24 protein-coding genes are annotated in these 25,496 nt (G+C 72.3%); 9 read left to right on the top strand and 15 right to left on the bottom strand.

Annotation, left to right across the window (positions count from 1 at the left end; all coding sequences use genetic code 11):
- Window position 1 precedes the first annotated feature (1 nt).
- Both J2X63_RS18050 and dapD read right to left on the bottom strand, forming a co-directional pair.
- A complete protein-coding gene (locus tag J2X63_RS18050; protein WP_309979810.1) occupies window positions 2–2,578 on the bottom strand; it encodes a penicillin acylase family protein in 2,577 nt (858 codons plus the stop codon).
- Between the two features lie 84 nt (window positions 2,579–2,662).
- Window positions 2,663–3,622 carry a 2,3,4,5-tetrahydropyridine-2,6-dicarboxylate N-succinyltransferase gene (dapD, locus tag J2X63_RS18045; RefSeq protein ID WP_309979807.1) on the bottom strand — a complete coding sequence of 320 codons (960 nt, stop codon included), beginning with the start codon at window positions 3,620–3,622 and terminating at the stop codon, window positions 2,663–2,665.
- 133 nt (window positions 3,623–3,755) lie between these two features.
- Here dapD and dapE point away from each other — a divergent pair, with 133 nt between their 5' ends.
- The 3 genes from dapE to J2X63_RS18030 all read left to right on the top strand — a co-directional run bounded on the left by dapE (window position 3,756) and on the right by J2X63_RS18030 (window position 6,439).
- A complete protein-coding gene (gene dapE / locus J2X63_RS18040) occupies window positions 3,756–4,856 on the top strand; it encodes a succinyl-diaminopimelate desuccinylase (protein ID WP_309979805.1) in 1,101 nt (366 codons plus the stop codon).
- Window positions 4,846–6,105 carry a hypothetical protein gene (locus J2X63_RS18035; RefSeq protein ID WP_309979803.1) on the top strand — a complete coding sequence of 420 codons (1,260 nt, stop codon included), beginning with the start codon at window positions 4,846–4,848 and terminating at the stop codon, window positions 6,103–6,105. The genes dapE and J2X63_RS18035 overlap by 11 nt, the downstream gene beginning before the upstream one ends.
- A gap of 160 nt (window positions 6,106–6,265) precedes the next feature.
- A complete protein-coding gene (locus J2X63_RS18030; RefSeq protein ID WP_067875042.1) occupies window positions 6,266–6,439 on the top strand; it encodes a DUF3117 domain-containing protein in 174 nt (57 codons plus the stop codon).
- A 1-nt stretch (window position 6,440) separates the two neighbouring features.
- On the opposite strand, the gene J2X63_RS18025 is transcribed toward J2X63_RS18030, so the two are convergent.
- Window positions 6,441–7,073, bottom strand: a complete 633-nt coding sequence (locus J2X63_RS18025; protein WP_309979788.1) for a class I SAM-dependent methyltransferase — start codon at window positions 7,071–7,073, stop codon at window positions 6,441–6,443.
- A 91-nt stretch (window positions 7,074–7,164) separates the two neighbouring features.
- Between J2X63_RS18025 and J2X63_RS18020 the strand changes: the two genes are divergently transcribed.
- Window positions 7,165–7,560 (top strand): sec-independent translocase, encoded by a 396-nt coding sequence (locus J2X63_RS18020; RefSeq protein ID WP_309979785.1) that lies wholly within the window; start codon window positions 7,165–7,167, stop codon window positions 7,558–7,560.
- Between the two features lie 19 nt (window positions 7,561–7,579).
- Here the strand turns inward: J2X63_RS18020 and J2X63_RS18015 are convergent, their stop codons facing one another.
- Window positions 7,580–9,130: a succinic semialdehyde dehydrogenase gene (locus J2X63_RS18015; protein ID WP_309979783.1), complete on the bottom strand. Its 1,551-nt coding sequence runs from the start codon at window positions 9,128–9,130 to the stop codon at window positions 7,580–7,582.
- Between the two features lie 56 nt (window positions 9,131–9,186).
- Here J2X63_RS18015 and J2X63_RS18010 point away from each other — a divergent pair, with 56 nt between their 5' ends.
- Together J2X63_RS18010 and J2X63_RS18005 are read left to right on the top strand one after the other, a co-directional pair.
- Complete coding sequence (locus tag J2X63_RS18010; protein ID WP_309979781.1) at window positions 9,187–10,557, top strand: MFS transporter; 1,371 nt, start codon at window positions 9,187–9,189, stop codon at window positions 10,555–10,557.
- A complete protein-coding gene (locus J2X63_RS18005) occupies window positions 10,554–12,077 on the top strand; it encodes an aminotransferase class V-fold PLP-dependent enzyme (RefSeq protein WP_309979779.1) in 1,524 nt (507 codons plus the stop codon). Before J2X63_RS18010 ends, J2X63_RS18005 begins: the two co-directional genes overlap by 4 nt.
- Window positions 12,078–12,114: 37 nt before the next feature.
- On the opposite strand, the gene J2X63_RS18000 is transcribed toward J2X63_RS18005, so the two are convergent.
- From J2X63_RS18000 to J2X63_RS17980, 5 genes are read right to left on the bottom strand one after another with little or no spacing between them, the layout of a single operon-like run.
- A complete protein-coding gene (locus J2X63_RS18000) occupies window positions 12,115–12,525 on the bottom strand; it encodes a hypothetical protein (protein WP_309979777.1) in 411 nt (136 codons plus the stop codon).
- Window positions 12,526–12,577: 52 nt separating this feature from the next.
- Window positions 12,578–13,447, bottom strand: coding sequence for a hypothetical protein (locus tag J2X63_RS17995; RefSeq protein ID WP_309979774.1), 870 nt, complete (start codon window positions 13,445–13,447; stop codon window positions 12,578–12,580).
- Between the two features lie 40 nt (window positions 13,448–13,487).
- Window positions 13,488–14,666 (bottom strand): P-loop NTPase, encoded by a 1,179-nt coding sequence (locus J2X63_RS17990; protein WP_309980194.1) that lies wholly within the window; start codon window positions 14,664–14,666, stop codon window positions 13,488–13,490.
- 25 nt (window positions 14,667–14,691) lie between these two features.
- A complete protein-coding gene (locus tag J2X63_RS17985) occupies window positions 14,692–15,213 on the bottom strand; it encodes a DUF1003 domain-containing protein (protein ID WP_309979773.1) in 522 nt (173 codons plus the stop codon).
- On the bottom strand, window positions 15,200–16,531 hold the full coding sequence (locus J2X63_RS17980; RefSeq protein ID WP_309979771.1) for a magnesium transporter MgtE N-terminal domain-containing protein: 1,332 nt from the start codon (window positions 16,529–16,531) through the stop codon (window positions 15,200–15,202). The genes J2X63_RS17985 and J2X63_RS17980 overlap by 14 nt, the downstream gene beginning before the upstream one ends.
- Window positions 16,532–16,618: 87 nt before the next feature.
- Here J2X63_RS17980 and J2X63_RS17975 point away from each other — a divergent pair, with 87 nt between their 5' ends.
- Window positions 16,619–17,383 (top strand): general stress protein, encoded by a 765-nt coding sequence (locus tag J2X63_RS17975; RefSeq protein WP_309979769.1) that lies wholly within the window; start codon window positions 16,619–16,621, stop codon window positions 17,381–17,383.
- Between the two features lie 4 nt (window positions 17,384–17,387).
- On the opposite strand, the gene J2X63_RS17970 is transcribed toward J2X63_RS17975, so the two are convergent.
- From J2X63_RS17970 to J2X63_RS17960, 3 genes are read right to left on the bottom strand one after another with little or no spacing between them, the layout of a single operon-like run.
- Window positions 17,388–18,821, bottom strand: coding sequence for a M1 family metallopeptidase (locus J2X63_RS17970; protein WP_309979767.1), 1,434 nt, complete (start codon window positions 18,819–18,821; stop codon window positions 17,388–17,390).
- Between the two features lie 57 nt (window positions 18,822–18,878).
- Window positions 18,879–20,441 (bottom strand): aminopeptidase P family protein, encoded by a 1,563-nt coding sequence (locus tag J2X63_RS17965; RefSeq protein WP_309979765.1) that lies wholly within the window; start codon window positions 20,439–20,441, stop codon window positions 18,879–18,881.
- A gap of 20 nt (window positions 20,442–20,461) precedes the next feature.
- Window positions 20,462–21,481, bottom strand: a complete 1,020-nt coding sequence (locus J2X63_RS17960) for an endonuclease/exonuclease/phosphatase family protein (protein WP_309979764.1) — start codon at window positions 21,479–21,481, stop codon at window positions 20,462–20,464.
- Window positions 21,482–21,623: 142 nt separating this feature from the next.
- Here J2X63_RS17960 and J2X63_RS17955 point away from each other — a divergent pair, with 142 nt between their 5' ends.
- Window positions 21,624–22,493, top strand: coding sequence for a PHP domain-containing protein (locus J2X63_RS17955; RefSeq protein ID WP_309979762.1), 870 nt, complete (start codon window positions 21,624–21,626; stop codon window positions 22,491–22,493).
- A 49-nt stretch (window positions 22,494–22,542) separates the two neighbouring features.
- Here the strand turns inward: J2X63_RS17955 and J2X63_RS17950 are convergent, their stop codons facing one another.
- Complete coding sequence (locus J2X63_RS17950; protein WP_309979761.1) at window positions 22,543–24,030, bottom strand: DEAD/DEAH box helicase; 1,488 nt, start codon at window positions 24,028–24,030, stop codon at window positions 22,543–22,545.
- Between the two features lie 134 nt (window positions 24,031–24,164).
- Here J2X63_RS17950 and J2X63_RS17945 point away from each other — a divergent pair, with 134 nt between their 5' ends.
- Complete coding sequence (locus J2X63_RS17945) at window positions 24,165–24,884, top strand: ferritin-like fold-containing protein (RefSeq protein WP_309979759.1); 720 nt, start codon at window positions 24,165–24,167, stop codon at window positions 24,882–24,884.
- A gap of 52 nt (window positions 24,885–24,936) precedes the next feature.
- Here the strand turns inward: J2X63_RS17945 and J2X63_RS17940 are convergent, their stop codons facing one another.
- Window positions 24,937–25,248, bottom strand: coding sequence for a hypothetical protein (locus J2X63_RS17940; RefSeq protein ID WP_309979758.1), 312 nt, complete (start codon window positions 25,246–25,248; stop codon window positions 24,937–24,939).
- A gap of 1 nt (window position 25,249) precedes the next feature.
- A complete protein-coding gene (locus tag J2X63_RS17935; RefSeq protein WP_309979757.1) occupies window positions 25,250–25,474 on the bottom strand; it encodes a DUF3107 domain-containing protein in 225 nt (74 codons plus the stop codon).
- Window positions 25,475–25,496 lie beyond the last annotated feature (22 nt).

Raw genomic sequence — 25,496 nt, 5'->3', positions numbered from 1 at the left:
ATCAGCCCTTCGCGGGGCTGAGACGCAGGGTCTGCGCCGCCGCATCCTGCACCGCCGCGAGGGTGAAGGGCCATGCCCTGGTCTCGCCACGCTGCCAGAGCGGCGCCTGGTCGGCGTAGTGCGGGTCGAACGCGTGGCCGGATGCGCCGGTGAGGTTGATCCACCGGGAGTCGTCGAGGCTGTCGAGGTCGACGACCATGCGCAGCGACGGCACCCAGTCGACGCCGTAGTCGCCCCGGGCGTCCCAGCCGATCGCGTTGACGATCGCCGAACCGCCGCCGAGCTCGTAGGGGCCTCGGTTGAACAGCCACTCGATGGGGGCGATGCCCGATTCGCCGAAGCTCTGGTTGGCGAGGGTGAGCGTGTGCAGCCGGCCCCAGCGCCAGCCGTCGGGGTCGCTCCCCATGCGGTCGGATGCCTCGGTCCACGCCTCGTCGAGCGCGTGGGCGATCATCGCGTCGCGGCCGGCGACGCCCTCGTGCTCGTTGGTCCACCACACCGCATCGGGCTCGCCGAGGAGGGTGCCCACGACGCTGAACCACCGGTCGCCGCCGACGGGACGGGTCTGCTCGGGAAGGCCGCCGAACATGTCGTCGAGCAGGGTGCGCCAGAACACGGCGAAGTAGGCGGCCTCGGCACTGTCCACGTCGGCTCGGGTGTTCCACCCGTCGAGCAGTTCCGCGCCGCGCGCCGCGTCGCCGTCGAGGTCGAGCTCGGCGATGACGGGAAGGAGGGCAGCGGCGTTCGCGTCGGCGGTGTCGAGCTGCATCGTCGCGAGGTCTGCGGCGGTGATCTTCTCGCCCGAGGCGATGCGTTCCTGCAGCATGCGCTCGATGCCCGAGGCCCGGTAGCCGAGATCCCAGTCCTTCGTGAGCATCGGGCCCGACGAGCTCACCGCGTTGTTGGCGGTCACGAGGTAGCCGCGCTCGGGGTTGAGCACGGACGGCAACTGGTCGAAGGGGACCGTGCCCGACCAGCCGTTCGCGCTCGTCCACCCGGGCAGTGGCACGGTGCCGTCGCCCGTGAGCCGGACGGGGATGGCCCCGGGTGCCTGGTATCCGATGTTCCCGTCCACGTCGGCGTAGACGAGGTTCTGGGCGGGCACGTCGAACAGCGCGGCCGCGGACCGGAAGGCATTCCAGTCCTGGGCGCGGTTCATCGCGAAGATCGAGGCGGGCGTGCGGCCGGGCGTGAGCGCGGTCCACTGCAGTGACAGCGCGTACTCGCCGTCGGGCTGGCCGGATGCCGCGGGGTACCCCCGGGCGACCTGGGCGAAGTCCGCGTCGATGTCGGTGACGAGCGGTCCCCTCGCGGTGGACCGCACCGTGATGGCGACGGGATCCCCGCCGGCGACCTCGATCGTCTCCTCGCGGAGCGTGAGGGGAAGCGACGCTCCGTCGTATTCGTAGGCGTCCCCGTCGACGCGTTCGAGGTAGAGGTCGGCGACGTCGGGACCGAGGTTGGTGAACCCCCAGGCGATGCGCTCGTTGTGCCCGATGATCACGCCGGGAAGACCGGAGAACGTGTACCCGGCCACGTCGAAGCCGCACGCCTCGCCGACCTCGGCGCAGTGCAGGCCCATCTGCGTCCAGATGGAGGGCATGGCGGGCCCGAGGTGCGGGTCGTTCGCAAGCAGCGGGAGCCCCGACTCCGAGTGCGCGCCCGAGACCACCCACGAGTTCGAGCCGAGGTCGCCGCCCTCCGGCCCCAGCAGCTCGGGGATGCCGTCGAGCAGGGTTCTGAGCCGCGCGACGGGCGCAGCGTAGGCGTCGAGGGTCGCGGCATCCGGGGCGTTCTGGGCGACAGCACCGTCGTCGGGCAGGGGCACGACGTCCGTCGCGGCAGGTGCCGCGGCGACGGGGCCCTCCATGATCGTCGGCATCTGCCCGAAGGGGAACGCCGGGTGGAGCCGGGCGACCTCCTCGGGTGGCAACGCCGCCGCGAGCAGTGCGCGATCGACCTCGTCCTCGAGGTTCGAGCGCAGGTCCCAGGCCATCGCCTTCAGCCAGGCGATCGAGTCGACGGCCGTCCACGACTCGGGCTCGTAGCCGGGGTTCTGCAGCCCGAGCACCGCGTACTCGAGCGAGAGCCCGGCGCCGTCGCGTTCGCCGAGGTAGGCGTTCACGCCCTCGGCGTAGGCGTCGTAGTACGCCCGCGACACCGGGTCGAGCAGCGCGTACTCCTGCTCGGCCACGCCCCGCCAGTCGAGCGTGCGGATGAAGGCGTCCGTCGACACCTGCGACTCGCCGAAGAGCTCGGCGACGCGCCCGGCGGTCACGTGCCGTCGGAAGTCCATCTCCCAGAACCGGTCCTGCGCGTGCACGTAGCCCTGCGCGAAGAAGAGGTCGTGGTCGGTCTCGGCCACCAGCTGCGGGATCCCCGCGTCGTCGCGGTACACGATCACCGTCGCGTCGAGGCCGGCGACGTCGACCTCTCCGCTCGTGGTGGGGAAGGAGCGCTGCACCGTCCACCAGCCGAACCCGGCCGTCGCGCCGCCGACGACCAGCACCGCGATGAGGACGACGACCAGCACGGTGAGACCGCGGTGCCTGCGGGTGCGCGGTGCGTCGGTGCCCACGTCACTCCTTCGTGATGCGCATGACGACGGCCGCCCAGCGGCGGCCTGAGCACCCCACTGTAGTCGACCCGGGGTGCCCGCGTCTCAGGCGTGCAGCGCCGCGTTGAGGGCGACGCCCTCGCCGGTACGGGAGAGCACCTCGACCTGTCCGTTGAGCGAGTTCCTGCGGAACAGCAGGTTCGGGACGCCCGACAGTTCGACGGCCTTCACGGTGCGCCCCGCCTCACCCGCGCGGCCCACCAGCACCACCTTCGAGCCGGCCGTGACGTAGAGCCCGGCCTCCACGACCGAGTCGTCGCCGATGGAGATGCCGATGCCCGAGTTCGCCCCGAGCAGGGCGCGCTCGCCGATGGCCACGCGCTGCGTGCCGCCGCCCGAGAGGGTGCCCATGACGGAGGCGCCCCCGCCGATGTCGCTGCCGTCGCCGACGACGACGCCCTGCGACACCCGGCCCTCGACCATGGACGTGCCGAGCGTGCCGGCGTTGAAGTTGACGAACCCCTCGTGCATGACCGTGGTACCGGGAGCGAGGTGGGCGCCGAGGCGCACGCGCGAGGCATCCGCGATGCGCACGCGCTCGGGAGTGACGTAGTCGAGCAGCCGCGGGAACTTGTCGAGCCCGGTCGCCTGGATGCCGGCGCGCTGCAGCGTCGGCCGCAGGCGGTCGAAGTCGGCCGGATGCACCGGGCCCGCGTTCGTCCACACCACGGCGGGGAGGTGCGCGAAGATGCCGTCGAGGTTCACCTCGTTCGGTCGTGCCAGCAGGTGCGACAGCACGTGGAGGCGGAGGTAGGCGTCGGACGTGCCCGTCGGCGGTGCGTCGAGGTCCACCTGCACCGTGACGGCCTCGACGGCGACGGCGCGGCGGTCGTCGGGTCCGGTGAGCGGGCGGAGCTCGACCGGCAGGGCCGAGCCGTCGGCGGCGCCCAGCGCCGGCGACGGGTACCAGGTGTCGAGCACGGTGCCGTCGGCGGCGACCGTCGCGAGGCCGTGGCCCCATGCGAAGCGGGCAGGCGATGAGGCGGTGTCGGTGCTGGCGGGCATGCGTCCAGCGTACCGGCGGGCTCCCGTCACGCGGCATCCGTGACGTGCGATGGCGACCGGGGACGCCGCGGCGAGGCACGCCTCGGACCGGCCGACGCCCGGTCGCGGGCGCCGCCATCCGTAGACTCGTGGCATGTCGACTCCCGCCCCGGCCCAGCCCGCGCTCGACCTGACCGCCAACTCCATCGCCATCACGCGGGCGATCTGCGATGTGCCGAGCGTGTCGGGCGATGAGACCCGCCTCGCCGACCTCGTGGTCGAGGCCCTGGCGGGCGCCGCGCACCTGGAGCTCATCCGCGACGGTGACACCGTGGTGGCGCGCACGAACCTCGGCCGCGAGCGCCGCGTCGTCATCGCCGGCCATCTCGACACCGTGCCGATCAACGCCAACCTGCCGACCCGCTTCGAGACCATCGACGGCCAGCAGTACCTCTGGGGCCGCGGCACGGTGGACATGAAGGCGGGCGTCGCCGTGCAGCTGAAGCTCGCGCTCGAGCTCGTGGACCCCGTCGTCGACCTCACGTGGATGTGGTACGACCACGAGGAGGTCTCGGCCGAACTGAACGGCCTGGGCCGGCTCGCGCGTCACCGCCCCGAGCTCTTCGCCGGTGACTTCGCGATCCTCGGCGAGCCGTCGAACGCGCGGGTCGAGGGCGGATGCAACGGCAACCTCCGTGTCGAGCTGCGCGCGTACGGCCGGCGGGCCCACTCGGCGCGCAGCTGGGTGGGGGAGAACGCGATCCACAAGCTCGCCCCCGCGCTCGATCGCCTCGCGGCGTACGAGGCCGCGACCGTCGAGGTCGACGGCCTCGAGTACCGCGAGGGCCTCAACGCGGTGGGCGTGACGGGCGGGGTCGCGGGCAACGTGATCCCCGACGAGGCGATGCTGCACGTGAACTACCGATTCGCGCCGAGCCGTTCGGTCGCCGAGGCGATCGAGCTCGTGCGGGGGCTCTTCCCGGAGTACGAGCTCACCGTCGTCGACGAGGCCGAGGGCGCGCGCCCCGGACTCGACGACCCGCTCGCACAGCAGTTCGTTCGCGCGGTCGGCGGCGAGGCGCGGCCGAAGTACGGGTGGACGGATGTCGCGCGCTTCAGCGCGCTCGGCATCCCCGCGGTGAACTTCGGCCCCGGCGATCCGCTCAAGGCGCATGCCGACGATGAGCGCGTCCCGACCGACCAGATCCTCTCCTGCGAGCGCGCCCTGCGCGCATGGCTCACCGGTGGAGCCTGAGACGCAGGGCACGGCGGCGTCCGCGCCGGCGAGGCGCGAGCGCGAGCTCGATCCGTTCCGGGTGACGCGCGCGTCGCCGAGGGTCCGGTGGCGGTTGCTGCCCTGGTGGGCGAAGGTCGTGCTCGTCTACGCCGCGGCCCGGGCCGTGACGACGGTGTTCGTGCTCCTCCTCGCGAACGAGCAGGGCCCGAACTCCTGGACGGGGGCGCGGCCCGGGTACTTCGAGTACGCCAACCTCTGGGATGCGCGCTGGTACCAGATCGTCGCGCTCGGCGGGTACCCGCGCGAGCTGCCGTATCCCGACGGCGTCCACGTCGGCGAGAACGCCTGGGCGTTCCTGCCCCTGTACCCGGGGCTCGCCGGGGTGCTCACGTGGCTCTCGATCCCGTGGAACGTCGCCTCGGTGGTCATCGCCGTCGCCGCCGGGCTCGGCGCGGCGCTCGTGTTCCACCGGCTCATGTCGCGGTTCCTCGAGCCCGACCGGGCGCTCTTCGCCGTGGTGCTCTTCTGCGTCGCGCCGGTCTCGCCGATCATGCAGTTCGGATACGCGGAGTCCCTCGGATTCCTCTGGCTCGCGCTGGCGCTCCTGCTGCTCGTCGAGCGGCGCTACGCCTGGTTGTTCCCGGTCGTGCTCGCCTGGTCGTTCACCCGGCCGGGGGCGCTCGCCTTCGCCCTCGCGCTCGTACTGCACTGGGCGTGGCGCTGGATCCGGCGCGGCAGGGATCCGTTCCCCGTGCGCGACCGCGTGCTCGCGGCATCCGCTGCGGTCTTCGCCGGCCTGTCGGGGCTCGCATGGATCGGCGTCGCGTGGTGGGCGACCGGCGACCTGCACGCCTACACCGACACCGAGTTGGCGTGGCGCTCGGCGTACATCGGCTACCGCGAGCTCGTGCCGTTCACGGCGTGGTTCCAGTCGGGGGACTGGTGGCTGGGCCAGCCGCTCGGCACGATCGCGGTGGTCGCGCTCATCGTGGGGTTCAGCCTGTTCCTCGCGTCACCCGCGGTCGGGCGCCTCGGCGCTGACATCCGGTTCTGGTCCATCGCGTACGCCGTCTATCTGCTCGCGGTGTTCTTCCCGCAATCGAGCACGTTCCGCATCCTCGCACCGCTCTTCCCGCTGCTCGGCGCACTGGCGCTCCCGAGGGCCCGCTGGTACCGCTGGAGCCTCGTGGTGCTCTTGCTCGTCCTGCAGGTGGGGTGGCTCCTCATCTGCTGGGGAGTGGACGGGCGCGACTGGACGCCGCCGTGATCGGTGCTGGTCGGCCTGATGAGCGTGCGAATCGGCGTCGACGGATGCCGCTGCGCCGAGGCATCGGGGCAGCAAGCGTTCTCCACAGTCTCCCTGCGATTTCCCAGCACCGCTTGGGATGGCCGATAATAGGAAGGTCAGCCACGAAAGGGGTAGCTCAATGGCGGCCATGAAGCCACGCACCGGAGACGGGCCTATGGAGGCTGTGAAGGAGGGTCGACTCATCATCGTTCGAGTTCCACTCGAGGGTGGCGGTCGTCTCGTCGTCTCGGTGAACGACGCTGAGGCCAAGGAGCTCTACGACGTCCTCGGCGGCGTCGTGAACCCCGCCTGAGTCAGGCGCCCAGCTTCACGATCTGCAACAGGCCGTCTCCCGCAGGGGAGACGGCCGTTGCTACGGCGGAGGAGGCCGCGAGCTCGGCGATGAGCTCGCGGAAGGCGGTGGCCGCATCGTCGCGACGAGCAGGATCGGCCACCCGCCCCTTCCAGAGCGCCCGCGCGACCAGCACACTGCCGCCTGGCTTGGCCAGCCGCAGCCCGTGCTCGACGTACTCGATCACCGACGGGGCGTCCGCGTCGACGAAGACGACGTCGTAGGAGCTCTCGTTCATGCGCGGCAGCACCTCGCTCGCGCGGCCGGCGATGAGGCGCACCCGGGCAGGCGCGATGCCGGCGTCCGCGAAGTGCTCGCGCGCCTGCTGCTGGTACTCGTTCTCGGTGTCGATCGAGGTGAGCATCGCGCCGCGCACCGTCTGCAGCATCCAGAGCCCCGACACGCCCACGCCGGTGCCGACCTCGATGATCGACTCGGCGCGTGCCGCAGCGGCGATCACCGCGAGCTGTGCACCCATGGCGGGTGAGACCGGCTCGATGCCGAGTTCGAGGGACTGCTGGCGTGCCCTGGCGACGGCATCGGTCTCGACGACCGAGTCGTCGACGTACTTCCAGTTCAGGTCTCGATCGGACACGTGCGGCTCCCGGTGAAAGGTCTCGACCCCCAAGCCTAGGGGCCACGGGCGTACGGCGTTCGCGCGCCTCGCCGCCGACTATCCTGTAGTGATGTTCGGTCTGACGTTCGAGAAGCTCCTCATCATCGGGGTGATCGCCGTCTTCCTGCTCGGGCCCGAACGCCTCCCGCACTACGCCGCGCAGCTCGGTCGTCTCGTGCGCTCGCTCCGCGACATGGCCGACGGCGCGAAGAACCGCGTGCGCGACGAGATGGGCCCCGACTTCGACGACGTCGACTGGAAGAAGCTCGACCCGCGCCAGTACGACCCGCGCCGTATCATCCGGGAGGCGCTGACCGACGTCGACCCGTTCGCGGAACCCGCGAAACCGGTCGTCGCACGCTCCGCCGCAGCGGTCAACGAGAACTCCGCGTACCTGCAGCGCAAGCGCAAGCGCGAGGCACTAGGGGCGGACGAAGCGGCGCCCTACGACTCCGAGGCGACGTAGGTCGTTCCGCTTCCGGGGGTCAGCGCCGACGCGCGGCGCGGAGGACCCGCGCGAGCAGCAGGAACGGGGCTGCGAGGACATCGAAGTCGCGACCCGTGCGCGGCAGCGTGAGCAGGCCCGTCGCCGCCGAGATCGTGACGGGCTCGACGAACCGCAGCAGCCCCTCCGGTCCGTTCCGACGCCCCAGGCCCGATGCCTTGATGCCGCCCATGGGCGCGTCGACCGAGCCGAACGTGCCGCGGTAGCCCTCGTTGATGTTCACGCTGCCGGCCTCGAGCGCGTCGGCGACCCGCTGGCCCCGTCGGCGTGAGCCGGTGAGCACCGAGGCGTTCAGGCCGTACTCGCTCCCGTTCGCCGCGAGGATGGCCTCCTCCTCGGAGTCGATGAGGTACAGCGACGCGACGGCGCCGAAGGTCTCCTCCGCGTACACGCGCATCTCGGGCGTCACTCCGGTGAGCACGGTCGGCTCGAAGAACCACGGCCCGATGTCCGGCCGCGGGCTCCCGCCGACGAGCACGGTCGCTCCCTTGGCGAGCGCGTCGTCGAGGTGGCCCCGGATGCGTTCGAGCTGTGCGGCGCTGGCCAGTGAGCCGTAGTCGGAGGAGAAGTCGAGCGAGGATCCGAGGCTGGCGGAGCGCAGCCGATCGACGAGTGCTGCGGTGAAGGGACCCGCGACCCGACGGTGCACGTAGATGCGCTCGATCGACACGCAGAGCTGGCCCATCGCGGAGAAGCACGCGTACGCGGCATCCGCTGCGGCCTGCTCGGGGTCGACGTCGTCGAGCACGATCATGGGGTTCTTGCCGCCGAGCTCGAGCGACGCGCCGACGAGGCGACGGCCCGCCTTCTCTGCGATGCGGCGCCCCGTGGCGGTGGAACCGGTGAAGCAGATGTAGTCGACCTGGTCGGTGAGCGCCTCGCCCACCTCGGCGGCCGGACCCGTGACCACGGCCCAGAGCGACTCGGGCACGCCGGCGTCGATGAACGCGCGCCGCAGCGCGAGGATCGTGAGTGCCCCTTGGTCGTCGGCCTTCTGCACGACGGCGCACCCGGCCGCGAGTGCGGGCACCACGTCCATCGCGGCGAGGCTGAGCGCGTAGTTCCACGGCGTGATGACGCCCACGACGCCCTTGGCCCGGTAGCGCACCCGGGTCGTGGAGGCGAGCGGAACGCCGGCGCGGCGCGTGCGGCCGCGAAGCACACGGTGCGCGGTGAGCGCGTTGTACCGGGTCACGGATGCCGCCTGGTACAGCTCCTCGAGGGCCTGGCCGCGCGTCTTGCCGCTCTCGAGCTGGGCCAGGTCGAGCAGCAGGTCGCCGCGCTCGAGCAGCAGGTCGTGGGCGCGCAGCAGGACGCGCCGGCGCTCGGCGAAGCCGGCCCGTGCCCACGCGAGCTGGGCGAGCCGCGCGCGGGCGACCGCGTCGCGCACGTCGTCGGCGCTCGAGCGGGGCAGCTCGTGGAGGGTCTCGCCGGTGGATGGCGTGGGGACGCCGATGGTCTCGGAACCCGAGGCGACGACGTCGTCGGTCAGGCTCGCGTACAGCTTCGGGTCAGCCGTGGTGGCGCGCATGAGCCACAGTCTAGGTCAATTGACCCACTTCGCCGCCGGATGGGTACACTGCCTCCATGACCGCACCGGAGCGATCCCTGTCCCGCGGCGTCGTGACCCGCTACGCGATCGGCTCGATCGGCACCGGAGGTTTCGCGACGCTGCCCGGCCTCGTGCTCGTGTTCTACCTCACGGACACCCTCGGCGTCACCGCTCTCGTGGCGGGACTCGTCGTGACCGCCGCCAAGGTGTGGGACGTCCTCATCGACCCGTGGATCGGCGAGCGCAGCGACCGGGCGCTGGCTGCGACCGGCACCCGCCGAGTGTGGATGGTCGTCGGCGCCTGCGCGCTGCCCGTCGGGTTCGTGCTGACCTTCGCGGTTCCGGCCGGGCTCGCGCCCGCGGCATCCGGCGCCTGGGTCTTCCTGGCGTTCCTCGCCACCGCCACGGCGTTCAGCCTGTTCCAGGTGCCCTACATCGCGCTGCCCGCCGAGCTCACGCCGGACTACGACGGACGCACGCGCCTGCTCACGTGGCGGGTCGTCGTGCTCACGATCGCGATCCTGCTGTTCGGTGCAGGCGGTCCAGAGGTGCGTTCGGCGTTCGCCGACGAGTACGTGGGCTACCTCGTGATGGCGATCGTCGCCGGGCTCGCCATCGGCATCGGCATGCTCGTGGCCACGACGACGGCCCCCCGCGGCCGTCCGGCGCCGAATGCCGCGCCGCGCCGGTCGCTTCGGGCCGGGTACGCCGAGGGGCTCGCCGCGCTTCGACGCAGCGCCGGGTTCCGCACGCTGCTGTCGGCGTTCGTGCTGCAGGGGCTCGCCACGGGCCTCATGCTGGCGGGCGCGCAGTTCGTCGCGACATGGGTGCTGCACGACCCGCGCGCGGTGACGTTCCTGTTCGTGGCGCTCATCGCGCCCGCGGTCGTGTTCGCCCCGGTGTGGGAGCGCGTCGCCCGCCGCGTCGGCAAGGAGCGCGGGTTCGCGTACGCCAGCGTGGTGTTCGCGGTCGCCGCGCTCGGGCTCGTCGGCATGCTGTGGGCACCGGGAGCCTGGGTGTACCTGCCCGTCGCAGTCGCCGGCGCGGCGTACGCGGGCATGCAGTCCCTGCCGATGGCGATGCTGCCCGACGTGATCTCGCACGACGCCCGTGAACACGGTGAGGGTCGTGCCGGCAGCTTCGGCGGAGTGTGGACCGCGGGGGAGACGGCGGGCATGGCACTCGGTGCCACGCTGCTCACCCTCACGCTCGCGCTGACGGGCTACGTCGAGTCCGTCGGGTCGGCGGTCGTCGAGCAGCCGCCGGAGGCGGTCGCCGGCATCGTGCTGAGCTTCAGCGTGCTCCCCGCCGCCCTCGTGGGGCTGAGCCTCGTCGCGCTCCGCCGCTATCCGCTCCGCAGGGCGGATGTGCAAGCGGATGCCGCGGCCCAGGCGGTCGTGCGATGACCGCCTTCCGCCGGGCTCCGGCCGACATCCTCGCCGAGCTCGAGACGCTCCGCGCCGGCGACGCGCCCACGCACGGCGGTCGCGTGCTGTCGTACGTCTACGACTCCGGCATGCCCGAGCTCGACGAGCTCGCCGCCGCTGCCGCGCGGCTCGTGCAGCCCGTGAACGGGTTGGATCCGACCACGTTCACGTCGGTCGCCGCCATGGAGTCGGGCCTCGTCGGCTTCGCGCGTCGCGTCTTCCACGGCGAGGACGAGGCCGGTGGCGTGGTCGTCGGGTCGGTGACGTCGGGCGGCACCGAGAGCTGCCTGCTCGCGGTGAAGTCGGCCCGCGACGTGTGGCGCTCGGCGCGCGCGGGGACCCCGCGCACGCCGCGGCTCGTCGCCCCCGTCACGGTGCACGCCGCGTTCCACAAGGCGGCCGAGTACTTCGGGCTCGCCCTCGACCTCGTCCCCGTCGATCCGGACACGGGCACGCTCATGCCGGCCGCGATCGAGGAGCGGCTCGGCGATGATGTCGCCCTCGTGGTGATGAGCGCCCCGTCCTACCCCTTCGCGAGCCTCGATCCCGTGTCCGACGTCGCGGCGATCTGCGGCGCGCGCGGCATCGCCCTGCACGTCGACGCGTGCATCGGCGGCTTCGCGCTCGCGTTCTGGCCCCATGACCTGCCGGCCTGGGACCTCGCCGTCCCGGGTGTCACCAGCCTCTCTGCCGACCTGCACAAGTACGGCTACGCGCCGAAGGGCGTGTCGGTGCTGCTCACCCGCGGCCGCGACCGGCAGCGCCACCAGTACTTCGCGACCACGGGCTGGCCGGGATACCCCGTCGTCAATCCGACCATGGCGGGGTCCAAGCCGGCCGGCCCGCTGGCCGCGGCGTGGTCGATCGCCGAAGCGCTCGGCGAAGCCGGATTCGCCGACCTCACCGCCCGTGCCGCGCATGCGACCGAGGCGCTGCGCACGGTGGTCGAGGGCATCGAGGGGCTCCGCGTGGTCGGCGACCCCACCGGCCCCCTGTTCGCCGTGGCGACCGACGACGCCGTGGCGCCCGAGCGCCGGGTCGACCCGCACCACTGGGCCGACGCGGCGCGAGGCTCGGGCTGGTTCCTCCAGCTGCAGCCCGGCATGGTCCAGGCCGACGGCACCCGACTGCCGCACACCACCCACCTCACGGTGACCCCCGTGACCGAGGGCGCGGTGCCCGAGCTCGCCGCGGCGCTCGTCGCCGCAGCGGACGCCGTGCGCGGCGAGCCACCGGTCGACGGCGGTGCGCTGCTCGCCGGGCTGGCGGCGCAGCTGCCCGGCGGCCTCGATGCCCTCGCCGCGGCATCCGACGGGCTCGACTCCGATGCGGCGGCCTCGCTGCTCGGCGCGTTCGGACTGCTGGGCGGCGATGGCGCCGGCGGTGCGCTGCCCGACCGCCTGGCACCGGTGCTCGCGCTCGTCGAGGCGCTGCCGGGCCCGCTCACCGAGCGATTGCTCGTCGAGCTGCTCGCGCGGGTGGTCGAGCCGCGCGGCTGATCCACGGGAGGGCGGTGCCAGCTGGGGAGGGCGGCGCTCAGGGGCTGAATCGGATGCTGGCCACCCGCATCGCACCGTTCTCGAGCCGGGCGATGCAGCGCACGGTGACCGAGCGCTCCTCCCCGTCGGAGTCGGTGAACCGGACCACGCCCTGCGTGCGATAGCTGCCGTCGCCCACGTCCTTGACGTCGCGGAACAGCGGCATCTCGAGCGAGTCGCGGTCATGGGCCGCGAGATCCGAGCTGACGCCCGACAAGCACACGGACCGCGCGACGTCGACGGGATCGCGTCGCTGGGACGATACGACGACCGCGGTGATGCCGCCGACGAGCAGGATCACGAGGACGGCGGGTCCGGCGATGCGGAGCCAGAGCGGCAGGCGCATGAACCATCCGCGTTGCTGTGGCTCGGCGGTGGTGGGCCCGGTCTCGTGGGTCTCGGGTTCCATGCGACGAATGGTACTCGCCGGTGAAACGCGGAGGGAAGGTCGACCCTCCGCGTCACTGGAGCCCGCAGCGCTCCGCGTAGTACGCGTACAGCTCGGCCTTGAGGCCGTCGCTCGACGGCACGTCGAGTCGGCCCGCCCGACCGTCGCCGGCGGTGATCTCGAACGGCAGGATGGTGCCGCGCTTGTCGTCGGCGATGGCGTGCGCGTCGCACCGAGCCGGGCGCACGGGCAGGCTGAGGGTCGTCGGGGCGTCGCCGGCGGCGACGTCGATGCCGAGCGTCCAGTCGATGCCGTCCTCGGCGTTCAGCAGGGTCGTCCCGTAGATCCGCTCGATGCGCATGGTGGCGTCTCCGGATGCCACGGGCTCGACGACCACGTCGATGAATGCCCGGCGATCGGGGCCGGCGCCCGTCGAGCGGAGGTGCTCGGGCATCACGATCTTCGCGACGTCGGCGACGGATTCCGCGAGGCAGTCCGCGCCGTTCACCCGTGCGACGGTGTCGAACGGGTCGTCGGCGGTCAACGTGCCCGGGACCGAGTCGGAGTCCGCCGACGCGTCGTCCTCAGCGGTCGTGCGCCAGTCGAACGTCACCTCCACCGGGCCGGGCTCCGCGTCGCAGCGGCTGGCGGGCAGGTCGAGGCGGATGTCGATCGCGCTCCCGGCGCCGACTTCGAACGGCTTGGTGCGGATCAGGCCGTCGTCGAGGGTGGGCGTGTTCACGACGAACCCGTCGACGGTCACCTCGTGGCCGGCGTCGTTCTCGAACCGCACCACGAGCCGGTGGCCGACGACATCGAGCCGCCCCTGCTTGATCGACACGGAGAGCCCGTCGGGCGCCGTCGGGGTCGGTCGCAACGACCCCGGCGCGCACGACGCGATCGCGAGCGGAAGCGAGATGGCGATGGCGACGAGCGCGCTCAACCGAGCGAGGCGGCGGCGCGGCATCCGACCCACGTCGGGCTCACCGCACCGAGACGTCGAGGCGACGGCCCCCGAGGGAGCGGGGCAGCGCGGCGAGCTGTGCGGCGACCTGCTCGATCGCCCGGGCGGCGGGGTCGTCGGGCGCCGACATGACGACGGGGGTGCCGGCATCGCCGCCCTGTCGCAGTGCGATGCTGAGGGGCACGCTCGCGAGCAGCGGGACGGGGTGATCCTGTCCCTCGGACAGGCGATCGGCGACGAGCACGCCGCCGCCCGAGCCGAAGAGCTCCACCAGGCCATCGGGCCCGGCGAAGCCGGCCATGTTCTCGACCACGCCGACGAGTCGCTGACCCGTCTGGCGGGCCACCACGCCCGACCGCTCGGCGACATCGGCAGCGGCGGGCTGCGGCGTCGTGACGACCACGACCTCGGCGTTCGGCAACAGCTGCCCGAGCGAGATGGCGACGTCACCGGTCCCCGGTGGCAGGTCGACGAGGAGGACGTCGAGGTCGCCGAAGTAGACATCGGTGAGGAACTGGTTGAGCGTGCGGTGCAGCATCGGGCCGCGCCAGGCCACGGCGACCGACGACGCCCGGCCGCCGGGCTCCGTCGGCTCGACGAACATGCCGATCGAGATGACCTTCACGCCGTGCGCGACGGGCGGCAGGATCATCTCGTCGACCCGGGTCGGACGGGCGGCGTTGCCGTGCTCGTCGACGAGGCCCAGCAGGCCCGGGATGGAGAAGCCGTGCACGTCGGCGTCGACGAGCCCCACCGAGAGCCCACGCGCCGCGAGTGCCACGGCGAGGTTCGCGGTGATCGTGGACTTGCCGACGCCGCCCTTGCCGCTCGTGATGGCGATCACCCGGGTGAGGCTGCCCGGTCCGAACGGGTTGGTGCGGGCCGCCCGGCCGCCGCGCAGCCGTTCGGTGAGCGCGGCGCGCTGCTCGGGCGTCATCACCGAGAGGGTCACGTCGGCGCGGCCGGGGCCGGCGACCGCCTCAGCCGCCTGCAGCACGTCGCGTTCGATGCGATCGGCCGCGGGGCATCCGACGATCGTCAGCCGGATGACGACCTGCACGCGCCCGTCGTCGCCGGCTCGCACGGACTCGACCATGTCGAGCTCGGTGATCGGGCGCCGGATCTCGGGGTCGATCACCGAGGCGAGGGCGGCAAGGACCGATGCGACGAGCCCATCCGCGGGAGAGCCCGACGCCATGCCGGCGGCCGTACCGCCGTCGCCCTCAGGACGCGGCATGCTCCCGTTCCTCCTCGTCCTTGCGGTCGAGCTCCTCGAGCATGGCGCGCAGCTCGGAGCGGATGAAGTCCTTCGTCGCCACGTCGCGCATCGCCAGGCGCAGCGCGACGACCTCCCGGGCGAGGTACTCGGTGTCGGCGAGGTTGCGCTCCGCGCGTTGGCGGTCCTGCTCGATCTGCACGCGGTCGCGGTCGTCCTGGCGGTTCTGGGCGAGCAGGATCAGGGGGGCGGCATACGACGCCTGCAGGCTGAGCACGAGGGTGAGCGCGGTGAACCCGATCGCGATCGAGTCGAAGCGCAGCGGCTCGGGCGCGAACGTGTTCCACGCCATCCAGGAGATCGCGAAGACCGAGAGGCCGAGCAGGAAGCCGGGCGTGCCCATGCCTCGGGCCACCCACTCGGTGAAGCGGCCGAACCGGTCGCTGTCGCCCGACCCGCGGAAGGGCACGGATCGGCGCGTGCCTTTCGGGGTGTCGAACCGGCGGTCCTCGACGTCAACGCGTGCCATCTCCTGCCCTCCTTCCGTTCGGGATCGGGATGCTGCCCGTGGTCAGCTGGGAGCGAGCCGCGGCCCGTCGCCCCACATCGGTCTCGTCGTCGGGGTGACTTCGCCAGTCATCGGGCAGGAGGTAGTCGAGTACGTCGTCAATCGTCACCACCCCGACGAGTCGGTGTTTCTCGTCGACCACCGGCACCGAGACGAGGTCGTAGCTCGCGAGGATGCGGCTGACCTCGGCGGCGGAGGTGTCGGCGCGGACGGGCTCGAGCCCCTGGTCGATGAGTGTGCCGAGGCGCTCGTGCGGCGGGTAGCGGAGCATCCGCTGGAAGTGCACGACGCCGAGGAACCGGCCCGTCGGCGGCTCGTACGGCGGCAGCGTGACGCAGACCGCCGCGCCGAGCGCCGGCGGCAGGTCGTGGCGCCGGATGAGCGCGAGGCCCTCGGCCACGGTGGCGTCGGCCGACACGATGATCGGCTCGGTCGTCATGAGGCCGCCGGCGGTGTCGGGACCGTAGGAGAGGAGGAACCGCACGTCGTCGGCCTCCTCGGGCTCCATGAGCTCGAGCAGGTGCTCGCCGCGCTCTTCGGGGAGCTGTGCGATGAGGTCGGCGGCGTCGTCGGGCTGCATGTGATCGAGCACGTCGGCGGCGCGGTCGTCGCCCAGGCCCGAGAGGATCTCGACCTGGTCGGACTCGGGCATCTCCTCGAGCACATCGGCGAGGCGGTCGTCGGAGAGCTCCTCGGCGACCTCCTGCCGTCGTTGCACGGGCAGGTCGAGCAGCGTGTTGGCGAGGTCGGCGGGCTTCAGCTCGGAGTACGTGGCGATGAGCTGCTCGGCCGACTGCGCCTCGCCGCTCGCGTTCAGCTCACGGACCTCGCGCCACGTGACGTAGGCCGACTGGCCCTTGGAGAAGGGCGACGCGCCCTTGGGACGCCGCACGAAGAGCTGGTCGACCTCCCATTCGCCCGGCTCCTTCTCCTGGATCGCGACATCCTCGATCGTGGCCTCGCCGGAGCCGTCGTTGAAGACGACCTTGCGGCCGAGCATCTCGGCGATGACGCGCACCTCGCCGCCGCGCTGCTCGAAGCGACGCAGGTTGATGAGCCCGGTGGTGATGATCTGGCCGCCGCCGATCGACGTGACCCGCCCGATCGAGACGAACACGCGACGCTTGCCGGGGATCTCGACGATGAGGCCGACCACGCGCGGAGGGTCGCTCTTGCGGTACACGACCAGCACGTCGCGCACCTTTCCGACCCGATCCCCGGCGGGGTCGAAGACGGCGCACCCGGCGAGTCGGGCGACGAAGACTCTCGTGGCGCTCACGGTACCAACTTAGCCCCCGGAACCGGGAACCCGGCCCTCCCGCCGGCCGCCCGGCGGCGGCGCGCGGGCGCGTGGGAGAATGACGGGGTGAGCTCACCTTCCCCGTTCGGCGGCCGCACGGCGCGCACGTTCCCGACCCTTCCCAAGGGCGAGACCGTCGCGACCTTCGAGACGTATCCCGAGGCGCAGGCGGCGGTGGACCAGCTGGCGAAGGCGGAGTTCCCGGTGAAGGAGCTCGCGATCGTGGGCACCGACCTCACGAGCGTCGAGCGCATCACCGGCACGCTGAGCTGGGGTCGCGCTGCGGGCGCGGGCGCCATCTCGGGCGCATGGTTCGGTACGTTCCTGGGCCTGCTGTTCTTCATCTTCGCGCCCTCGGGCGCCACGCTCGGCATCCTCGGATCAGCGGTGCTCATCGGTGCGGGCTTCGGCATGATCTTCAGCGTCGTGTCGTACTCGGTCAATCGCCGACGACGCGACTTCACCTCCGTCAACCAGGTGCTCGCCACGCGCTACGCGATCGTCGCCGAGTCCGCCCATGTCGAACGGGCACGATCCGTCCTCGGCGTGGACGCGCCGAGCACCATCCCGTCTCGGCCGCCCGTGGTGCCGGCCTCCTCGCCGACGAGCGGGCGTCCGATGAGCTACGGCGAGGCGACGGATGCCGCGCGCCGGGCGGCTGCGGCCGAGACGGCCCGTGCGGCCGGCCCGGTGGCCCGCGAGCGTCCTCGGTACGGCGAGTACGCGCCGACGGGCGACGCTGACGGAGATGCCTCCACGAAGGATGCCGCGGCATCCGCCCCGCCCGCCGTCGACGACGACGCGGACACCCCGTCCTCCTCCGAGCGCTGAGCTGCTACCACTCCGTCGGCTTCTCGGGTGCGTACAGCCAGGCCTCGAAGAAGGCGTCCAGGTCCTCGCCCGAGACCTCCTCGGCCAATGCGGTGAACTCGGCCGTCGACGCCGTGGCGCCGCCGAACCGATCGACCCAGGCCTTGGCGAGCTCGAAGAACGCGTCGTCGCCGATCTTCACGCGGAGCGCGTGCAGCGTGGCGGCCCCACGATCGTAGATGGGGTCGACGAAGAGCCCGAGGGCCCCCGGATCGGCGACCACGACCTGCCAGAACTCGTCGGGATCGTCCGCGGCAATCGCCATCACCTCGTCGAACGACTGCTGGGCCGTGGCGCCGCCCCGGTGCTCCGTCCACATCCACTGCGAGTACGTCGCCCAACCCTCATTGAGCCAGATGTCCGCCCAGCGGAAGGGGCTCACCTCGTCGCCCATCCACTGGTGCGCCAGCTCGTGCGCGATGGTGCCCTCGCGGGCACTGCGCGAGAAGACCGATCGGGTCTGCGTCTCGAGCGCGTAACCGACGGAGTCGTCGTCGACGATCGCGCCGTACGAGTTGAACGGATAGGCGCCGTAGAGTCCCGCGAAGAAGACGATCATGTCGCTCGTGAGCGCGAGGTCGGCGCTCGGGGCGCCGAGGCGGGTCGGGTCGACGGCGTCGAAGATCGGCGTGCCGTCGGCCGCGGTGTACTGGTTGACGACGTAGTCGCCCACGCTCGCGGTGGCGAGGTATGCGGCCATCGGGTCGGGCGCGTCCCAGTTCCACGTCGTCGTCCCGCCCGCCGTCACCGGCGGACCGGTGGGCAGGCCGTTGGCGACGGCGACGAGCCCCTCGGGAACGCTGATCTCGAACGTGTAGGTGGCCTTGTCGACGGGGTGGTCGTTGACCGGGAACCAGGTGGAGGCGCCGTCGGGCTCGTTCACGACCATTGCGCCGTCGCGCGTGGTGACCCAGCCGTAGAGCGCGCCCTCGATGTCGGTCGGCCGTGTCGTGGGGCCGCCGTAGGTGACGACGACCTGCGCCCGCTTGCCCTCCTTGAGCTTCTTCGTGGGAGTGATCACGAGTTCGTCGCCCACCTGCGCGAAGGTCGCGGCCTTGCGTGCCACGGTCACCGCCGTCGCGGTGAGGCCGCGGAGATCGAGGTTGAACCTGCTCAGGTCCTGCGTGGGCACGAGGTCGATGGTCGCGACACCGCTCAGGTGCCCGGTGAGGGGAGCGGGCTCGGGAGCGGGTGGCGCGTAGTCGAGGTCGAGGTCGTAGTGGAGCACGTCGATGCCGCCGTTGCCCGCGAACGGGAAGTACGGGTCGCCGGCGCCGTCGGCTCCCGGGGTGTAGACCGGTGGCGCGGCGACGGCCACGGATGGCGCAGCCACGACGGCGGATGCCGCGACCGCGGCGATCACGACGAGGAGTGCGGTACGGCGGCGACGTGACGGCATGGGTCCTCCAGCGATCGACGGGGTGCGCTCAGGCTAGCCCTCGCCGGCTGACCGCCGCTAGCGACCCAGACCGCCGCGAACCCAGGCCTCGACCTCGTCGGCCGTGCGCGGTATTCCCGCCGAGAGGTTCTCGGCGCCGTCGGCCGTGACGAGGATGTCGTCCTCGATGCGCACGCCGATGCCGCGGAACTCCTCGGGCACCGTGAGGTCGTCGGACTGGAAGTACAGGCCGGGCTCGATCGTGAAGACCATGCCGGCCTCGAGCACGCCGTCCATGTACATGGACCGCCGAGCCTGCGCGCAGTCGTGCACGTCGAGGCCCAGGTGGTGGCTCGTGCCGTGCACCATGTAGCGGCGGTGGAACTGGTTCTCGGGCTGCAGCGACTCCTCGGCCGAGACCGGGAGGAAGCCCCACTCGGCGGTCTTCCGGGCGATGACCTGCATCGCGGCGGCGTGCACGTCGCGGAAGATCGCACCCGGACGCACGACCGCGAACGCGGCATCCGCTGCCTCGAGCACGGCCTCGTACACCTGGCGCTGTACCGGCGAGAACGTGCCGTTCACGGGGAAGGTGCGCGTGATGTCGGCCGTGTAGTAGGTGTCGCGCTCGACGCCGGCGTCGAGGAGCACCAGGTCGCCGGGCACGACGGGACCGTCGTTGCGGGTCCAGTGCAGGATGGTGGCGTGCGGTCCGGCCGCGGCGATCGAGCCGTAGCCGACGTCGTTGCCGTCGAGCCGCGCGCGGGTGGCGAAGACGCCCTCGATCACGCGTTCGCCCCGCACCTCGGCCGTGATGCGGGGGAGTTCCTCGAGCACCTCGGTGAAGCCCCGCTGCGTCGCGTCGATCGCGGCGCGCATCTCGGCGACCTCGAACTCGTCCTTCACCAGGCGGAGCTCGGAGAGCACGCGGGCGAGCTCGGCGTCGGGGTCGTGGTCGCCGTTCACCTCGATCGAGAACGGCGCGTCGGACGCGTTCGTCGAGAGGGCCTCCTCGGCCGCGAAGCGGATGCGCGCGTGGTCGACCCGCTCGGTGATGGCCGTGTCGGCCTCGCGGAGCACGAGCGTCGACGTGTCGACCGAGGAGAGCACCCGGTCGAATTCGTCGAGACCGCGCGTCTCGGTCGCGAGGTCGGCGGCGACATGCGCGAGCGAGGGGCGAGGGCCGATCCAGAACTCGCCGATGGCGGGGTTGGCGTAGAACTCCTCGGAGTCGCGCCCCGCGCGTTCCCGGAAGTACACGGTGGCGGTGTGGCCCTCGCCGTTCGGCTCGAAGACGAGCACGGCGCCGGGCTCCGAGTCGGACCCCCAGCCCGTCAGGTGCGCGAAGGCCGTATGCGCCCGGAACGGATAGTCGGTGTCGTTGGCCCGCTGCTTCATGTCGCCGGCGGGCACGATGAGCCGCACGCCGGTGAAGGCGGCCGACACGGTCGCCCGTCGCGCGGCGGCGAAGGCGGCCTGCTCGCGTGCGGGCGGCAGCGTCTCGTCGCGGTCGGCCCAGCCGCTGCCGATGAACTCCTTGAAGCCCTCGGAGCCCGGCGTGGTCGAGCGATTCGCGTTGCGACCGGACTCCTCGGAGGCGGGGGGCGCGGTCGTGGTGCTGGTGTCGCTCGTGTTGGCCATGTCGTCCATTCTCGCACCGCTCACGAGGCGGGTGAGAGCGTGGCGACGACCGGGCGGTGGTCGCTGCCCGAGCCGTCGATCTCGCCGATCACCCGGAACGCGTCGACCTGCCAGCCGGGCGTCGCGAGCACGTGGTCGATCGGGCTGCCGAGGAACTCGGGCACGTCGGTCGGCCACGTGCCGAGGCCGCCGGCACCGCCGGCCACCGCGGCATCCCGGCACCGCCCGAGGTCGCCCCCGTCGACGCCGCGGCCGGCGAAGTGGTCGACGGTCGCGTTGAAGTCGCCGGCCATGATCACGTTCTCGCCGGAGCACTGCGCCGCGAGCCAGTCGAGGTCGCTGCGCCAGTTGCGCAGCTCCCACCGGATGGGGGCCACGGCGTGCACGGCCACGATGCGCGGCCCGTCGCCGCCCACGGGCTCCGCGACGATCGACGGCACGGTGTTCGTGTTGCCGGGCGGCCCGGGCACGAGCGCCGACATGACCTCGTACTCGCCGAGGTCGGGGGAGATGAGGATGGTCGTCGAGCGGGCCTTCGCGACCTCGTCGAACGCGACCGTGTGCACCCAAATCGGACTGCCGCCGTCGCGCATGGCGACGGCCACCTCCTCGCCGAGCGGCTCGGTGGTCTCGGGCAGCACGACGACGTCGGCGCCCTCGTCGAGGGCGAGTCCGGCGATGGTCGTGGCATCCGGCACCTCGCCGAGGGTGTTCCAGCTGAGCACGGTGACGGATGCCTCCTCGCCCGCGACATCCGACCCGCCGAAGCCGCGCGCCCCCAGCACCGCGACGTTGCCCACCGCGTACGACGCGAGCACCACGGCCATCGCGATGCCGAACGTGCGGGTGGCGCGAGGGATGGCGAGCAGGGCGAGCCCGAGCGCCGCGATGACGGCGCACGCAGCGGCGGTGCCGCGGAGCGCGACCACATGCGCGGCGACCCACTGGTTCTGCAGCCCGAACGCCTGCGGCCACAGCAGCACGACGGCGACGGCGGCGGTGCCGAGCACGACGGCCCAGCCGAGGATGCGGGGGAGCATTCCATCCACCCTAGGCGAGTGGGCGGCGTCGGAACCGGGGCGCCGCCGCCCGTCGGCTGGGAGTCCCCGGTGAGGTTCCGGCGCGGTGTCCGGTGGGGCATCCCTCGGATGCCGCGTCCGGGGCCGCGGCTAGCATGAGGGGATGTCCGAAGCCCCCGCCGTCATCGGCGACGCCGACCTGCACACGCACTCGACGGTGTCCGACGGCACGGAGGCGCCCGCCGTCCTCATGGCGCAGGCCGCCGCCGCAGGGCTCTGGGGCATCGCGCTCACCGATCACGACTCCACGGCCGGGTGGGCCGAGGCCGCCGCCGCGGTGCCGGCGACCGGGGTGGCCCTCATCCCCGGCATGGAGCTGTCGACGCGCGAGGGGTTCATGAGCGTGCACATGCTCGCCTACCTCATCGACCCGTCCGACGAGCGGCTGCTCGCGGAGACCACGCGCATCCGCGAGTCGCGCGTGACCCGCGCCGAGGAGATCGTGCGTCGCATCGGTCGCGACTACGACCTCAGCTGGGACGACGTGCTCGCCCAGACCGTCGAGGGCACCACGATCGGCCGGCCGCACATCGCCGACGCCCTGGTCGCCAGGGGTCACGTGTCGACGCGATCGGCCGCGTTCGCGGGCATCCTGCATCCGCGTGCCGGCTACGCCGAGCCGCACTACGCACCCGACCCGCTCACCGGCGTGCGGCTCATCCGCGCCGCGGGCGGCGTGCCGGTGCTCGCGCACCCCGGCACCCGTGGTGCCGAGCGCGTCATCCCGCCCGACCGCCTCGCCCGCCTCGCCGAGGCCGGCCTGTTCGGGCTCGAGGTCGACCATCCCGAGAACCGCGCCGACGCGAAGCCCCGGCTGAGGGCCCTGGCGCAGCAGTACGGCCTCGAGATCACCGGGTCGAGCGACTACCACGGCGCGGGCAAGCCCAATCGGCTGGCCGAGTGCACCACGCCGTCAGCGGTCGTCGAACGTCTCATCGCCGAGGGTCGCGGCTCGACGCCGGTGCTCCCGTAGGGGCATCCGCTCGCTCACCGGTGAATGGTCGCGAGCGGATGCCGCGGGCTCACGCCTGCGGTGCTGCGCCGCCCGTGCCCGGCCCGCGCCGACGGCGGCGACGGCGCGGGGCCGCGTTGCCGTCGTGATGCTCGTGGCCCTTGCCGTCGTGGGTGCCCGTGCCCGGCTCCTTCGGTGCCGCCGCCGCCGCCGCGGGCTCCGCGGTCTCGCCCGCCGCGCCCGCCTCGCCGGAGGGCTGGCCGTTGCGCGTGCGTCGCCGCGAGCGCGAGCGGGGAGCCCGCTCGGCCTCGGCCTCGGCGCGCCCCTCGCTGCGACCGGCGGTGCTGGAGCGCGTCGGCGCGACCGTGGCGGCCGGCTTCAGGCGGCCCTTCGTGCCCGCCGGGATGTCGAGGTCGCTGTAGAGGTGCGGGCTCGACGAGTAGGTCTCGGTCGGCTCGGGCTGCCCGAACTCGAGGGCGCGGTTGATGAGCGCCCACTTGTGCAGATCGTCCCAGTCGACGAACGTCACGGCGATGCCCGTCTTGCCCGCGCGGCCCGTGCGGCCGACGCGGTGCAGGTAGGCCTTGTCGTCGTCGGGGATGGTGTGGTTGATCACGTGGGTCACGTCGTCGACGTCGATGCCGCGGGCCGCGACATCCGTGGCGATCAGCACATCCTTCTTACCGGCCTTGAACGCCGCCATGGCGCGCTCGCGCTGGTCCTGGTTGAGGTCGCCGTGCACGGCCGCCGCGTTGAAGCCGCGGTCGTTCAGCTCTTCGACGAGCTTGGCCGCCGCGCGCTTCGTGCGGGTGAAGATCACGGTCTTGCCGCGGCCGTCGGCCTGGAGGATGCGCGAGATGACCTCGTCCTTGTCGAGCGAGTGCGCCCGGTAGACGAGGTGCTTGATGTTCGCCTGGGTGAGCCCCTCGTCGGGGTCGGTCGCGCGGATGTGGATCGGACGCAGCATGAAGCGGCGTGCGAGTGCGACGATCGGCCCGGGCATCGTGGCCGAGAAGAGCATCGTGTGACGGGTGGCCGGCGTCTGGGCCATGAGCTTCTCGATGTCGGCGAGGAAGCCGAGGTCGAGCATCTTGTCGGCCTCGTCGAGCACCATCTCCTGCACGTTCTTCAACGAGAGGAGACGCTGCGACGCGAGGTCGAGGAGGCGACCGGGGGTGCCGACGACGATCTGCGCGCCGGCCTTGAGCTGCTCGATCTGGCCCTCGTACGCCTTGCCGCCGTAGATCGAGACGATCTTGGTCGGCCGGTTGGAGGTCGCGAGCTCGAGGTCCTCGGTCACCTGCACGCACAGCTCGCGCGTGGGCACGACGACGAGCGCCTTCACGCCGCCCTCGGGGTCGTCGCCGAGGCGCTGGATGATCGGCAGGCCGAACCCGAAGGTCTTGCCCGTGCCGGTCTTCGCCTGGCCGATGATGTCCTGGCCCGCGAGGGCGAGGGGGATGGTCTGTTCCTGGATGGGGAAGGCATCGATGATGCCCTTCCCGGCGAGGGCGTCGACGATGTCGGACGCGACGCCGAGGTCACTGAAAGTGGTCAATATTCTGCCTGTCGGTCTTGCGGGAAACGAGGTGCGCCCTGCTTCGACCTGAGGCGCACGGCCACGGGTCCATCGCCCGTGTGCACCCCCAGCCTATCCGAGAGTGCCTGAGAGCCTCGGATAGGCTGTGTCGCGTGGTGTTCAGGACGAATCGGCGCGGCCTCCGGCCCGAGGCGCCGCGACTGCGTCCCCGTGTCACGCCGACCGAGCTGGCGAAGGTCGATTTCACCGAGCTGGTGCCCGAGCCGGTGCCCTTCCTCGGCCAGGCCGCCTACATCCAGCTCGAGTTCTTCGAGAACCTCGCGCGAGCCGTCGCGACCGCGCCCACGCTCCCCGCGAAGGAGGGGCTGAGCGCCGCGGCGGGCGTCGCCCTGCGCAAGCACCACGCGCTCATCGCCGAGATCCGCCGCCTCGGCGTGGAGCCCGATGATGTGATGGCGCCGTTCGCACCGGCGACCGATCGCTTCCAGCAGATCAGCTCCGGTGCCGACTGGTACGAGCTCCTCCTCGGCATCCATGTCACCGCGGGCATGCTCGACGGCTACTTCTCGCGCCTCGCTGCCGGGCTGCCCGCCGAGCTCGGGGCGCGCGTGCGGGCGATCCTCGACGAGGAGGGCGCCTCGGTCGTACTCGAGTCCGAGTTGCGCGACGCCATCGCCGCCGACTCGCAGCTGGCCGATCGGCTCGCGCTCTGGGGGCGCAGCCTCGTCGGCGACACCCTGCTGATCGCTCGGTCGGCGCTGCGTGCGTCGGAGGCGCCGGGTTCGGCCCGTGCCGACCAGGTCGAGCCGGTCTTCACCGAGCTCATCGCCGATCACACGCGGCGCATGGACGCGTTGGGACTCACGGCCTGAGCGTCAGGCGTCGGTGCCGTCGCGGCATCCGGTGCCGTCTGGGGGCCTGGCGTCAGGCGGTGCGGCTGCCCGCACCCGGGCGGGCGAGCCGCTCGAACAGCTCGGCGTCCTGCCGCTCACGGCGCGGGCCGATGAGCCAGACGGCTGCCACGGAGGCGAGGCCGGCGACGACGAGGGTCGCGACCCAGATCCAGCCGCCGTCCCATGCCCAGCCGAGCCACGTCAAGGCGACCCACACGACCGCCGCCACGCCGGCGCCGACCGCCGGCGCCAGGGCGCTGCCGTACGTGTGCCGACGGGGCAGCGCGTAGCGCGCCGCGAGCCCGAGGATCGCGCCGCCGAGGACCGCGAAGAGCAGCTCCACGTCAGGCCACGAATCCGACGTGGCGCGACTCCTCCGAGCCGATCTCGACATAGGCGAGTGCGGCAGCGGGCACCACGTAGACGGCGCCCTTCTTGTCGGAGAGCTTCAGGAGCGCGGACTGCCCGGCGAGGGCCGCCGCGACGGCCTGCTCCACCTCCGCCGCCGACTGCGAGGTCTCGAAGCTGATCTCACGGGGGGAGTTCTGGATGCCGATGCGAACGTCCACGATGCGCCTTTCTGCTTGTGCT

It is taken from the genome of Agromyces sp. 3263, from assembly GCF_031456545.1.
Lineage (GTDB): Bacteria > Actinomycetota > Actinomycetes > Actinomycetales > Microbacteriaceae > Agromyces.
This window is presented reverse-complemented; position numbering and strand designations above follow the sequence as displayed.